We start from the raw sequence: 12,351 nt of genomic DNA on the forward strand, positions 1-12,351 counted from the left end.
ATAGTAGTATGCATGTTACTTCACCCGTAAGAGAACCGCTGATCCAAGGTGGGAAAACGTACGCAGACGTGACGGAAGACATATGCCGACATGTAGAAGGGCCCCCAACCAAAGAATGGAAAATTGCTTTCGGGATTTCCCTAATTGTTTTGGCTTATGGGTCTGTTTGTCTTGCTTGGACCTGGTGGGAAGGGCTTGGTGTATGGGGTCTGAACAAAACAGTGGGCTGGGCATGGGATATCACAAACTTTGTATGGTGGGTTGGTATCGGTCACGCGGGAACGCTGATCTCTGCGATCTTACTTTTATTCCGCCAAAAATGGAGAACGTCCATTAACCGTGCAGCAGAAGCAATGACGATTTTTGCGGTTATCTGTGCAGCCTCATTTATTCTAATGCACATGGGTCGTCCTTGGCTTGCATATTGGGCGCTTCCTTTACCAAACGCATTCGGGTCGTTATGGGTTAACTTCAACTCACCACTTGTATGGGACGTATTTGCTATTAGTACATATTTCTCCGTTTCATTAGTGTTTTGGTACATTGGTCTTATCCCGGATCTTGCAACAATTCGTGACCGCGCAACAAGCAAAATTTCTCGGTTGATGTATGGCACTTTTGCGATGGGTTGGGATGGTTCAGCAAAAACTTGGGCCAGATATGAATACATCAGCTTAATTCTTGCGGGTTTATCTACGCCACTTGTGCTTTCGGTTCACACAATTGTAAGTATGGACTTTGCAACGTCTGTTATACCAGGATGGCATACGACGATTTTCCCTCCTTATTTCGTTGCTGGTGCTATTTTCTCTGGATTTGCAATGGTGCAAAACTTGATGTTGATCACGCGAGTTGTATATCGTCTTGAAGATTACATTACACTAGAACACATTGAAACCATGAACAAGGTTATCACCCTGACTGGTTCTGTTGTAGGTGTCGCATATATCACTGAGTTCTTTATAGCCTGGTATTCAGGCGTAGAATACGAATATTATGCATTCTTTAACCGTATGACCGGTCCTTATTGGTGGGCATATTGGGCGATGATGACTTGTAATGTGATTTCTCCACAGTTGTTCTGGTCTAGGAAACTACGAAGAAGCATCACTTTCACGTTCTTCATTTCAGTGGTAGTTAATATTGGTATGTGGTTTGAGCGTTTTGTTATCATTGTGACTTCTCTTCACCGTGACTATATTCCTTCAAGCTGGGCGATGTTCTCGCCGACTCGTTATGACATTGGTGACTACATTTTCTCATTTGGTTTATTCTTTACCTTATTCTTGCTGTTCTCCAAATATTTACCAGTAGTGAATATGGCCGAGGTTAAAGCTGTGATTCGTTCGACCTCCGCTCAGTTGCCGGGAAAAATTGCAGGTGTTGCAAAAGTTAGGCAGCGTGGAACGGCAGAACCGGCTTTTGACAAAGACAAAGAATAATTGACTGACAGTATTTTAATACAAGTAATAATATGGCAGAGATATCTGGTAAATATTTGGTCGGAGTTTATGACGATGATGATACTGTTCTTCACGCAGTTCCCAAGCTTAGGAAGGCAGGAGTAAAAATTAAAGAAGTGTATTCTCCTTTTCCGATACACGGATTGGATGAAGCCTTGGGTCACCCAAGAACAAGAATCGGGATTGCCGCATTTATGTTCGGTGTTACAGGATGCTGCGTTGCCTTAACATTGATGATTTGGACAATGGGAATTGACTGGCCAATGATTGTGGGAGGTAAGGACCCAATTTCAATTCCAAATTACATTCCGATCACATTTGAGCTTACCGTGTTGTTTACTGCCTTTGGTATGGTTACGACATTCTTTATTTCAAATGGCCTGGGACCCGGCACGCACTTTCATCCAAGATTCGATGTACGTTCCACTGATAACAAATTTGTAATGGCAATTGAGTTAGGTCGCAATTCCATGACAGAAGATGAGATCTCACGCGCATTGAGAGATAGCGGTGCTGAGGAAGTCAACGTAAAGCAATTTTAATGGAGTTTAAAAAAATGAGATTTAACGATTTATATAAATATCTGTTGGTTGCTGCCGTAATGCTTACAGCCGCGGCCGGTTGCACGAGGGATTCAAACGATCCAGGAAAGGAGTTTGCTCCCAATATGTACCTTCCTGTTGGTTACGAACCTTACAAGCAAGATAAAGCCAACCCGATTAATCCAATGGGATTGACCATGAGACTTCCGGTTGCTGGAACAGTTGCCAGACGTAATTATCAGACATCGTTTGGTGAGAATAAGGATTCAGTTAGCACAGATTTGATGGTTTATAACATTCCGGCGGATAGCATTTCAATTGCTGAACGTGATCTAAAAAACCCAATTCCTGCAAATGACAATACATTAGCAGAGGGCAAAGTGTTATATGACAGATATTGCCAGCATTGCCATGGCGCCACTGGTGCCGGTGATGGTAAGGTTGGAGCGATGTACAAAGGGGTTCCTAACTACGCGAGCGATGCTTACAAAAATTTAAATGAAGGTCATATTTTTCACGTGATTACACATGGAAAAGGTCGTATGTGGCCACACGGATCTCAGATAAATCCTGAAGAGCGCTGGAAGATTGTGCATTACGTGCAAAAATTGCAGAAGGGAGCTTAATTACTTTTTGATAACAGAGAAATAAATTAAATAATGGCATCAGCACATTCGATTCCTTCTATTGAAGAACGGTTTGAATTTACATCGGGGGCTAAAAGGAATTTACTCATTGGCGGAGGCGTGGGCGTTGCCCTGATTTTATTAGGTGCTTACTTGGCAGCTAACGGCGGCGGAGGACATGAAGTTGCGGCACATGGTGCTGAACAGGCAGCTGCGGCAGTTGGACATGGTGCGGCGGAACACGGTGCTGCGGCAGGACACGAGGCAGCCGCTGGACATGAAGGTGCTAGTTGGGTAAAGCGTATTTGGGTAAACCTTTGGGTTAATTCAGTATATTTTACTGGTCTCGCAGTTATCGGAATGTTCTTCATATCATACAATTATCTGGCTCAGGCAGGTTGGTCAGCTGTATTCAAAAGAGTGCCGGAAGCATTGCCAGCATTTTTACCGTTCACGGGAATTGTAATGTTGCTTACCTTTTTCTTCGGTGGACATGAGCTTTTTCACTGGACGCACGAAGGTCTTTATGAAGTTGGTGGGCCAGAATATGACCCGATCATTGCCGGAAAGCGTGGCTTTTTAAATACACCATTCTTTGTCTTTCGTTTGGTATTTTACTTTGTTGTTTGGTATGGCCTTTGGAGAGTGATCCGTAACCTTTCTTTACAAGAGGATGAGATTGGCGGAACCGAGTTTTACGAAAAGTCGATTCGTTTCGGAACAGCGTTTCTAGTAGTTTTTGGTGTAACATCATCAACATCAGCCTGGGACTTTGTAATGTCAATTGACACACACTGGTTTAGCACAATGTTTGGTTGGTATACACTTGCTAGCTGGCACGTAGCTGGTTTAGCTGTGATTACGTTGACAATTGTAATGTTGAGAGAAAGAGGTTACCTAAGGGCAGTGAATTCTAGTCATTTGCGTGACTTAGGTAAATTCGTTTTCGCATTCAGTATTTTTTGGACCTATGTATGGTTTGCGCAGTTCCTTCTTATCTATTACGCTAACTTACCGGAGGAGACGATTTATTATCTCGAAAGATTTAGGGGACATGGTGGCTTCTTCAAAGTACCGTTCTTTATAACATTGTTCTTAAATTTCTTTTTTCCATTCCTTGTCCTGATGACAAGAGATGCAAAGTTTACACATTCAATTCTTAAAGTGGCTTGCTGGAGTGTGATCATTGGTCATTATATGGATTTTTATACCAATATAATGCCGGGTACGCTAGGGGCAAGTGCAGGGTTCGGTCCGTTGGAATGGGGATTTTTCCTTCTATTTATTTGTGCGTTCGGTTATTCAATTGCAAGTCAGTTAGAGAAGGCGAATTTGATACCAAGAAACCACCCAATGTTGGAGGAATCATTGCATCACGATATCGCCTAATTGCAAAACCAGTTTATCATTATGTATATCATTATCGCATTAGTTGCTCTTGTATTTCTGGTCATCACAGGTGTTGTGATTTCCAGGCTTCAGAATGTGCTTAAAAACGTCAATAACTCCGACTCACCAGATGCGGAGCCATCGGGAAATAAGTGGAACGGTGCCATGTTTATCGTTGTATTAATTGTTGGAGCGATAACAATTACCTGGTCTTATCTTCACGCGAGGGAGTTTTTCCTGCCAGAGGCATCTTCGATTCATGGTCGCAGGACTGACGATCTTTTTTGGTTTTCAATGGGTATTTTGACAATTCCGTTTATCATTGTCAATTTCCTTATCTTCTTCTTTGCCTGGAAATATCAGCACAAGAAAAATCATCGTGCATCTTTCTATCCTGACAACCACAGATTAGAGTTGATCTGGACAATCGTTCCAGCTATCGTAATGGCTCTTCTTGTATTTACAGGTTGGAAAGCTTGGTCTGATATCACATCGGATGCGCCGCGTGATGCAGAGGTTATTGAAATCACCGGCAAGCAGTTTAACTGGATTGCGCGTTATTCTGGATCTGCTGATAACAAACTTGGGGATTACAATTACAAGTTGATTGATGCGCAGAACGAGGTCGGTATCGATTTGTCAGATGAGAATTCGTTTGACGACTTTACCAATCCTAGTGAAATGCACATTCCTGTTAACCGTCCCGTTTTGTTGAGAATTCGTGCAAGGGATGTATTGCACAGCGTTTTCATTCCACATATGAGAGTGAAGATGGATGCGGTCCCGGGTATGCCGACTAAGTTTTGGTTTGTTGCTGATAAAACAACAGCCGATATGCGTGCAGAAACGGGCAATGCTAATTTTGATTATGAAATTGCTTGTACAGAAGTTTGCGGCCAGGGACACTTTTCTATGAAGATGAGGCTGATCGTTGAGGATGAAGCTTCTTATAAAAAGTGGTGTGCTGAGCAAGCAACTTTCTTGCAGACATACCCAGAGTATCTTGCAAAAGTGCCTGAGAATTTGAAGGCAAAGGCAATGAAATTTTTACCTGCGGAAGCAGCTACTCCCGCAGACAGTTCAACTACTTCTGCCGGTGCAGGAAGCAGCACAAGTTTACGCTAGTTATTTAAATTAAATATTTAAAAGTATATGTCAGCTATTGAAGGATTGGAGACGGCTCATCACCACGACACTGAGCATGAGCACCACCACGAAGCACAAAACTTTTGGCAGAAATATATATTTTGTGAAGATCACAAGGTCATAGCAAAACAGTATCTGATCACCGGCATTATGTGGGCGGTAATTGGAATTTCTATGTCAATCGTTTTTCGTATTCAACTAGGTTTGCCTGACTCAAATTTGTCATGGCTTAAACCGGTTTTGGGTGGATGGATTAGCGATGCAGGTAAACTAGACCCTAATTTCTACCTTGCTTTGGTTACAATGCATGGTACGATCATGGTGTTTTTTGTACTGACGGCAGGTTTGAGCGGTACGTTTAGTAACTTTTTGATTCCGCTTCAAATTGGAGCGCGTGATATGGCATCAGGTTTTATGAACATGTTGTCGTATTGGTTTTTCTTCCTTGCGAGTGTTATCATGTTTGCATCACTTTTCTTGCAAACTGGTCCAGCAGCGGGTGGTTGGGTAATTTACCCGCCATTGAGCGCACTTCCACAAGCGCACCCGGGATCAGGAATGGGTATGACGCTTTGGTTGGCAAGTATGGCACTTTTCATTGTTTCGCAGCTTTTAGGTGGTATTAACTACATTACAACTGTCATTAACCTGCGTACGAGGGGAATGTCATTCGACCGTCTTCCACTTACGATCTGGTCGTTTTTAATTACAGCGGTTTTAGGGCTGATCTCTTTCCCTGTTCTTTTGTCGTCTGTATTGCTTTTGATCTTTGACCGTCACTTTGGAACAAGTTTCTATTTGTCGGATATTTATATTAATGGGGAAGCTTTGCCGAATGTAGGCGGTAGCCCAATTTTGTTCCAGCATTTGTTCTGGTTTTTAGGTCACCCGGAGGTTTACATTGTGCTGTTGCCAGGACTTGGAATTACATCAGAAGTTATCGCAACAAATTCACGCAAGCCGATTTTTGGTTACCGAGCGATGATCGCTTCAATGTTGGGTATCGCATTCCTTGCATTTATAGTTTGGGCTCACCATATGTTTGTAACGGGTATGAATCCATTTTTGGGATCCGTATTCATGTTCCTGACATTGATTATTGCGGTTCCATCAGCTGTGAAAGGCTTTAACTACATTACGACGCTCTGGAAAGGAAATATCGTTTTTACTCCCGGGATGTTATTCTCGATTGGTTTGGTTTCACTCTTTGTATCAGGTGGTTTGACAGGAATTATTCTTGGAAACAGCGCGCTTGACATTCAGCTTCATGATACTTATTTCGTAGTTGCCCACTTTCACCTTGTAATGGGTGCGGCCTCAGCTTTCGGACTTTTTGCAGGAGTTTATCACTGGTTCCCTAAAATGTTTGGTAGAATGATGAATACGACATTAGGTCAAATTCACTTCTGGTTGACATTTATCGGCATTTACCTTGTGTTCATTCCAATGCACTATGTTGGTATCGCTGGGTTCCCACGCAGATATTACCAGTTTACGAGCTACGACTTTACGCATAAATTCATGGACATGAACATGTTCATATCGATAGCAGCAATCTTGTCATTCCTTGCACAATTCATTTTCCTATGGAACTTCTTTTATAGCATCTTCAAAGGAAGAAGAGCGCCGCAAAATCCATGGAGATCAAATACATTGGAATGGACTGCACCGGTTAACCCTGGTCACGGTAACTGGGTTGGAGAGATTCCAGCAGTTTATCGTTGGTCTTATGATTATAGCAAGCCAGGAGCGAAAGAAGATTTTATTCCGCAAAACATTCCATATTCTCAAACGCTGGAATCTAACTTCCCTCATGAAAATGAGTTGATTGCCAACGAAAAGGCGATCGAGTCCCAAAACTATAATGACCAGTTCAACGCACATTGACGTCAAAGCCAATCGCCGTTTCCGGCGATTGGCTTTGAACACTGTCATTGTCCTATATTTTTTAATTATCGCTGGCGGGGTTGTCAGGAGCACGGGCGCAGGAATGGGATGTCCTGACTGGCCCAAATGCTTTGGAAGCTGGGTGCCGCCGACCAATATCTCGCAGTTACCAGCTAATTACAAGGAGCTTTACGGAGCCAAATTGAAAGGTGAGGTCGAATTTAATCCTGTGAAAACGTGGATTGAATATGTTAACAGACTTTTGGGTGCTTTTACAGGAGTGATGATTTTTTTTACGCTCTTGGCTTCCATTCCTTTTCTGAAATCCAATAACAAGCGAATCTTTTATCTAAGCCTATCTGCATTCATCCTTGTAGGATTGCAGGGTTGGTTAGGAGCGAAGGTTGTTTCATTTGAGCTGTTACCAATTGTTGTAACGCTTCACATGTTAGTTGCGATTGTCATTGTCTTTCTGCTCTTGTATCTGTTCACCTGGTCAGCTTATGCTGGGAACGTGTTACGGCTGAGCGACTCCGGAAAGCAGGCTTTAAGCGGAATTGGAATTATCGTAATGACATTATCGCTTGTGCAGATTTTGCTGGGAACGCAAGTAAGAGAAGCAATTGACGAAGTCATCGTAAGATTAGGTTACGGCGCAAGGGGTGAATGGATTGATCAGCTAGGGACTAATTTTTACATACACAGATCCTTTTCAATCATACTTTTCGGGGTAAATCTGTATTGGATAGACAAGATCAGAAAGACAGAAGGAACCGCTACAATTGCCGGAAAAATCGCGACTGCTTGTTTTTGGATATTGATAGCAGAAATCGGGACGGGAATTTTAATGACTTATTTCGGAGTTCCGCCATTTGCGCAGCCTTTACATCTTACCTTTGCCATATTGTTAATTGGTCTTCAATTTGTAATCTGGCTGTTAGTTAATGGGAAGCAGTTTTTGAATGTGCCGGAAGAGGTCAGGTTGGAGCATAATCGGGTTTAGAAAAATACACGAGTAATGATAGCAGCAGAGGAAAGCATAAGTGGCGTTGGGAGAATAAAAGAGAGAATCGGCGTTTTATTTGAGTTATTGAAATTTCGATTGGCCTCACTGATCGCGTTTTCAGGTGCAATGGGATATTGTCTTGGAGCCAAGCAAGTGGAGACAGGCAAATTGATTTTGTTTATTATTGCGTCAATCGGGATAACAGGTGCGGCCAATATCATCAATCAAATCCTTGAAAAGGATCTTGACAAGATGATGAAGAGAACAGCGAATCGGCCTTTGCCTAGCGGACGGATTTCCGTCGATATGGCCATTGTATGGGCTGTTTTCCTTGGGTTGGTTTCGATGGTCATTTTTGTGTTCGTCTTCAATTTGAGCACAGGTCTAATATCGCTGTTGTCGTTGGTGCTTTATGGATTTGTATACACACCATTAAAGCGCGTCGGTCCGATAGCCGTATTTGTTGGAGCGTTTCCAGGAGCATTTCCGCCGATGATCGGTTGGGTAGCGGCGACAAATCATTTTGGACTGGAACCTGGGATTTTGTTTGCAATCCAGTTCTTCTGGCAGTTCCCCCATTTTTGGGCAATTGCATGGGTCCTTGATGAGGATTATAAGCGGGCAGGTTTCAAGTTGTTGCCTGCAAATGGGCTTAAAGATCTTGATACGACATTGCAAATTATGATCTATACAGTCTTTTTGTTGCCTATCGGTTGGCTGCCGTATGAGCTGGGTATGACAGGCATTAATTCAGCTTTTGTTGCAACGGTGTTTGGTGTTTTGTTTTTAGCGCAAACATTTCATTTAATGCGTAAATGCACTGATAAGACCGCGCGCCAGTTGATGTTTGGATCGTTCATCTATTTGCCGATCGTGCAAATAGCGTTTTTGTTGGATAAGTTGTGAAATTGAAATTTGAGTGAAAATGGAAAGCGTTCAGCAGTATAAAGTAGAAAGGGAGCCGCAGGAAACATTGGCAATGGATCCAAAGAAATTCATTCTGTGGCTATTTTTGGTTAGTATTATCATGTTATTTGCTTCTCAAACAAGTGCATATCTTGTAAGAAGAGCGGAAGGAAATTGGTTGGAGTTTGAAATGCCAAAGATTTTCTGGTATAGTACGGCAGTGCTATTGGTAAGCAGCGCAGCCATGCAATGGGCTTATTTTTCGGCAAAAAAAGATTTGTTCAAACAATTGAAAATAGCAATTTCTATTACTTTTGCACTTGGACTTGTGTTCCTTTGGATGCAATTTGAGGGCTGGAAACAGCTGGTTGCAATGAATGTGTACTTCGTTGGAAATCCGTCGGGTTCGTTTTTTTACGTCTTTACAGGGTTGCACGGATTTCACATTATCAGCGGGTTAATTGTTTTACTCTTTTCATTGACGGCAGCATTCAATTTGCGGGTTCATGGAAAAAATCTGAGACGTATTCAGATCTGCGCAACTTACTGGCATTTTTTAGATATACTCTGGTTATACCTTTTTGTTTTTTTACTGACTTTTAATTAATATTTTTTCAATGGCTGCAAATGTAACAACACCTGGCGCTATAGAACCCAAATTGTGGATGGGGGGAATTGAGCCTATGAAAGCGAGTTATGGTAAACTGATGATGTGGTTTTTCCTTATCTCAGACACCTTTACTTTCTCAGCGCTTCTGGTTGCTTACGGCACCGCAAGATTCAGTTTTCCCGCGTTTTCGGGAGAAGTGGCTGATTTTACATTTTCAAACATGTATTGGCCAATTCCTGAAAAGGTTTACGAGGCCGTTCCTTTCCTGCACGGAATATCATTGCCGCTGGTTTTTGTTGGTATCATGACCTTCATTTTGATCGCCAGCAGCGTTACAATGGTTCTTGCAGTTGAAGCTGGGCACCGTATGGATCGCGCAAATGTTGAAAAATATATGCTTTGGACCATTCTTGGTGGATTTACATTCTTAGGATGCCAGGCTTGGGAGTGGGCTCACTTTATTCACGGATCCGAATCAGGGTCTGTTATGAAAGTAATTCAGGATGGTGCTTGGGTTAATAAAACTGTATTTGGAGCGAATTTGACGGAAAACCAATATGGTCCTCCCGCATTTGCTGACTTCTTTTTCTTTATTACAGGCTTCCACGGAACGCACGTTTTTAGCGGTGTTATTCTGAATATTCTAATTTTCTTCCGCACAGCAACAGGATTTTACGATAAAAGAGGAAGCTACGAAATGGTTGAAAAAGTCGGACTTTACTGGCACTTTGTAGACTTGGTGTGGGTGTTTGTGTTCACATTCTTTTATCTGGTTTAAATCATTCCATAATATTAATTCCTAATCAAATGTCGGAAGTACACCATATTCATAACCAAGATCCGAACGCAGGAGCGGAGCAACGCAAGGCAATCTGGAAGACATTCTGGATTCTCCTAATCCTTACCGCAGTCGAATTCCTTATCGCGTTCACAGTTCCCCACGGAATTCTGAAAATCACAATTTTCATTGTAATGACCATTGTGAAAGCATTTTATATCGTGGGAGAATTTATGCACTTAAAGCATGAGACAAAATCACTGATTTGGTCAATTCTCGTTCCTGTAATTTTCGTCGCCTGGTTGATCTTGGCTTTGATGTTGGAAGGAAATGCGATATTTGAAGCCGTATTTGATTAATCATTAAGCATGAAGAATTTTCCCAAAGCCGGATTACTGATCGTAACATTAGTAATACCGGCTTTGATTTTTGTAATGCTCAAATTGTTTGCAACTAACCATTATGACCTTCCTTATTTCAACCCGCAGGTTAATGCTAATGGAACGGTTGAGGTTGCAAATGGAGACACTGTTTTTCAGAAAACGACAGCACTAAACTTCGCATCGGGAAAACTGCCGTTAACAAGTATTTCACTTATCAGCTTTTTGCCAAAATACTGCGGAGACACATGTCAGCTAGTATTGGCAAATCTCGATCGAATGTATGCAATGCGAAGCGAGTCGGAAAAACTGAACATTGTAACGCTTTCTGAGGACAGTTTGGCAAAGTCTCCTGATTATCCCGAGGAGATGGGAAAAGATGGATGGCAGATAATCAATGTTACAAATTCGGAGGCGGCAAAGTCTTTGGCTTACGAACCTCCCTATATGAAAGATGATCGCGAACTTTATCCGTGGGAAAGCAGGTTAATGTTGATAGACAGCAAAGGTTATACAAGAGGTTATTACAACGGAGCAGATCCCGAAGAAATTGATCGCTTAATGGCAGAAGTCAAGATCTTAAATTACGAAAACAAGGCAAGTGCCAATCAATAATATGGCAACATTAATTTTAGAGAAAAAACCCAAATACGAGCGCATCATCAACATTCTGGCGATAGCAATTCCTGTTGCAGTTGCCGTTCTGCTGGGCATTCGTCAAAAGATCGATTTAGGAGCGTGGACAAAAGGTTTGCCACATGTCATCGGCGTTATTAATACACTTACGGCGATTTTGCTGATTGCGGGTTATTATTTTGTCAAGAACAATAATCTTACTGGGCACCGTCGAGCCATGACATGCGCGTTTTTGCTTGGAGCTATATTTTTAGTCTGCTACATTTTATATCACATTTCTAACGAGTCGACGCCATTTGGCGGTCAGGGGGTTATAAGGCCTGCTTATTACTTTTTATTGATTTCGCACATCACATTGTCAATTGTGGTCGTTTGGTTTGTGCTGCGTGCCGTTTATTTTGGTTATACCAATCAAATAGCGTCACACAGAAAAGCAGTGAAATGGGCATTGCCAATCTGGCTTTATGTCAGCATTAGCGGTGTGGTGGTTTACTTGATGATTAGTCCTTATTATTCATGAAAAAATTCGCAGTTATAATAGGCTTAATGCTTTCGTTCTTGCTTACGGGAGCAGACACATGGGCTCAATGCGCAATGTGCCGTGGCTCTGTTGAAAGTTCGATGGGAAATGGGAGAAACAATGTTGGTGTAGGCCTTAACACGGGTATTATGTTTCTTTTTGTAATGCCCTATTTGCTTGTCGCAGTCATTGGTTATTTGTGGTATCGCAACAGCAGAAAAGCACTTCAAGAACGGCAGTTTGTCGCTTCACGTGTGAAGCAGGCTTTTCAAGGCTGAAAGAAAATTGATTTAGAAATTGCAAAAGCGAAACTTATGTGGACTGAACCCCAAAAGTTGGACGAGTTTAAGAATTAACGATTAGTGTAATGAGCTCGGTATTGTACCGGGCTCATTCCGTTTAAATTCAGCTTTATGCGATCGTTGTTATAATAGGTAATGTATGCTTTTATTTCTTTTTTAA

General features: G+C 42.1%; 15 protein-coding genes. 14 read left to right on the forward strand and 1 reads right to left on the reverse strand.

What is annotated here, in order from left to right:
• The first annotated feature begins 8 nt into the window (after positions 1 to 8).
• Genes nrfD through LZG73_RS20755 form a run of 14 tightly spaced genes read left to right on the forward strand, consistent with a single transcriptional unit; the run spans position 9 to position 12,167 of the window.
• Positions 9 to 1,442 carry an NrfD/PsrC family molybdoenzyme membrane anchor subunit gene (gene nrfD / locus LZG73_RS20690; protein ID WP_233854201.1) on the forward strand — a complete coding sequence of 478 codons (1,434 nt, stop codon included), beginning with the start codon at positions 9 to 11 and terminating at the stop codon, positions 1,440 to 1,442.
• Between the two features lie 32 nt (positions 1,443 to 1,474).
• On the forward strand, positions 1,475 to 2,005 hold the full coding sequence (locus LZG73_RS20695) for a DUF3341 domain-containing protein (protein ID WP_233854203.1): 531 nt from the start codon (positions 1,475 to 1,477) through the stop codon (positions 2,003 to 2,005).
• Entirely contained in the window at positions 2,005 to 2,631 is a 627-nt protein-coding gene (locus tag LZG73_RS20700; RefSeq protein ID WP_233854205.1) for a cytochrome c, read from the forward strand. The genes LZG73_RS20695 and LZG73_RS20700 overlap by 1 nt, the downstream gene beginning before the upstream one ends.
• Positions 2,632 to 2,664: 33 nt before the next feature.
• Positions 2,665 to 4,020, forward strand: a complete 1,356-nt coding sequence (locus LZG73_RS20705) for a quinol:cytochrome C oxidoreductase (protein WP_233854206.1) — start codon at positions 2,665 to 2,667, stop codon at positions 4,018 to 4,020.
• A gap of 21 nt (positions 4,021 to 4,041) precedes the next feature.
• Positions 4,042 to 5,145, forward strand: coding sequence for a cytochrome c oxidase subunit II (locus LZG73_RS20710; RefSeq protein WP_233854207.1), 1,104 nt, complete (start codon positions 4,042 to 4,044; stop codon positions 5,143 to 5,145).
• Positions 5,146 to 5,172: 27 nt separating this feature from the next.
• Positions 5,173 to 7,053, forward strand: a complete 1,881-nt coding sequence (locus tag LZG73_RS20715) for a cbb3-type cytochrome c oxidase subunit I (protein WP_233854208.1) — start codon at positions 5,173 to 5,175, stop codon at positions 7,051 to 7,053.
• Positions 7,031 to 8,056, forward strand: coding sequence for a heme A synthase (locus LZG73_RS20720; RefSeq protein ID WP_233854209.1), 1,026 nt, complete (start codon positions 7,031 to 7,033; stop codon positions 8,054 to 8,056). Before LZG73_RS20715 ends, LZG73_RS20720 begins: the two co-directional genes overlap by 23 nt.
• Positions 8,057 to 8,071: 15 nt before the next feature.
• Complete coding sequence (gene cyoE / locus LZG73_RS20725; protein WP_233854210.1) at positions 8,072 to 8,965, forward strand: heme o synthase; 894 nt, start codon at positions 8,072 to 8,074, stop codon at positions 8,963 to 8,965.
• 19 nt (positions 8,966 to 8,984) lie between these two features.
• Positions 8,985 to 9,572, forward strand: a complete 588-nt coding sequence (locus tag LZG73_RS20730) for a cytochrome c oxidase subunit 3 (protein WP_233854211.1) — start codon at positions 8,985 to 8,987, stop codon at positions 9,570 to 9,572.
• 10 nt (positions 9,573 to 9,582) lie between these two features.
• Positions 9,583 to 10,353 (forward strand): cytochrome c oxidase subunit 3, encoded by a 771-nt coding sequence (locus tag LZG73_RS20735; protein WP_233854213.1) that lies wholly within the window; start codon positions 9,583 to 9,585, stop codon positions 10,351 to 10,353.
• Positions 10,354 to 10,382: 29 nt separating this feature from the next.
• A complete protein-coding gene (locus tag LZG73_RS20740) occupies positions 10,383 to 10,712 on the forward strand; it encodes a cytochrome C oxidase subunit IV family protein (RefSeq protein WP_233854215.1) in 330 nt (109 codons plus the stop codon).
• 9 nt (positions 10,713 to 10,721) lie between these two features.
• A complete protein-coding gene (locus tag LZG73_RS20745) occupies positions 10,722 to 11,348 on the forward strand; it encodes a hypothetical protein (protein WP_233854216.1) in 627 nt (208 codons plus the stop codon).
• Position 11,349: 1 nt separating this feature from the next.
• Positions 11,350 to 11,889, forward strand: coding sequence for a DUF420 domain-containing protein (locus LZG73_RS20750; RefSeq protein WP_233854218.1), 540 nt, complete (start codon positions 11,350 to 11,352; stop codon positions 11,887 to 11,889).
• Positions 11,886 to 12,167 (forward strand): hypothetical protein, encoded by a 282-nt coding sequence (locus LZG73_RS20755; RefSeq protein WP_233854220.1) that lies wholly within the window; start codon positions 11,886 to 11,888, stop codon positions 12,165 to 12,167. Before LZG73_RS20750 ends, LZG73_RS20755 begins: the two co-directional genes overlap by 4 nt.
• A gap of 74 nt (positions 12,168 to 12,241) precedes the next feature.
• Here the strand turns inward: LZG73_RS20755 and LZG73_RS20760 are convergent.
• Positions 12,242 to 12,351 (reverse strand): IS3 family transposase (locus LZG73_RS20760; protein ID WP_233854229.1); only part of this gene is annotated, 110 nt, incomplete at its 5' end.

Origin of the sequence: Dyadobacter sp. CY326 (assembly GCF_021390515.1) — a bacterium.
Lineage (GTDB): Bacteria > Bacteroidota > Bacteroidia > Cytophagales > Spirosomataceae > Dyadobacter.

Excerpts from the sequence above, each read along its gene's own strand:
- nrfD (WP_233854201.1), top strand. The coding sequence starts at position 9 with ATGCATGTTACTTCACCCGTAAGAGAACCGCTGATCCAAGGTGGGAAA.
- LZG73_RS20740 (WP_233854215.1), top strand. The coding sequence starts at position 10,383 with ATGTCGGAAGTACACCATATTCATAACCAAGATCCGAACGCAGGAGCG.
- LZG73_RS20700 (WP_233854205.1), top strand. The coding sequence starts at position 2,005 with ATGGAGTTTAAAAAAATGAGATTTAACGATTTATATAAATATCTGTTG.
- LZG73_RS20720 (WP_233854209.1), top strand. The coding sequence starts at position 7,031 with ATGACCAGTTCAACGCACATTGACGTCAAAGCCAATCGCCGTTTCCGG.
- cyoE (WP_233854210.1), top strand. The coding sequence starts at position 8,072 with ATGATAGCAGCAGAGGAAAGCATAAGTGGCGTTGGGAGAATAAAAGAG.
- LZG73_RS20710 (WP_233854207.1), top strand. The coding sequence starts at position 4,042 with ATGTATATCATTATCGCATTAGTTGCTCTTGTATTTCTGGTCATCACA.
- LZG73_RS20705 (WP_233854206.1), top strand. The coding sequence starts at position 2,665 with ATGGCATCAGCACATTCGATTCCTTCTATTGAAGAACGGTTTGAATTT.
- LZG73_RS20715 (WP_233854208.1), top strand. The coding sequence starts at position 5,173 with ATGTCAGCTATTGAAGGATTGGAGACGGCTCATCACCACGACACTGAG.
- LZG73_RS20755 (WP_233854220.1), top strand. The coding sequence starts at position 11,886 with ATGAAAAAATTCGCAGTTATAATAGGCTTAATGCTTTCGTTCTTGCTT.
- LZG73_RS20745 (WP_233854216.1), top strand. The coding sequence starts at position 10,722 with ATGAAGAATTTTCCCAAAGCCGGATTACTGATCGTAACATTAGTAATA.
- LZG73_RS20750 (WP_233854218.1), top strand. The coding sequence starts at position 11,350 with ATGGCAACATTAATTTTAGAGAAAAAACCCAAATACGAGCGCATCATC.
- LZG73_RS20695 (WP_233854203.1), top strand. The coding sequence starts at position 1,475 with ATGGCAGAGATATCTGGTAAATATTTGGTCGGAGTTTATGACGATGAT.
- LZG73_RS20730 (WP_233854211.1), top strand. The coding sequence starts at position 8,985 with ATGGAAAGCGTTCAGCAGTATAAAGTAGAAAGGGAGCCGCAGGAAACA.
- LZG73_RS20735 (WP_233854213.1), top strand. The coding sequence starts at position 9,583 with ATGGCTGCAAATGTAACAACACCTGGCGCTATAGAACCCAAATTGTGG.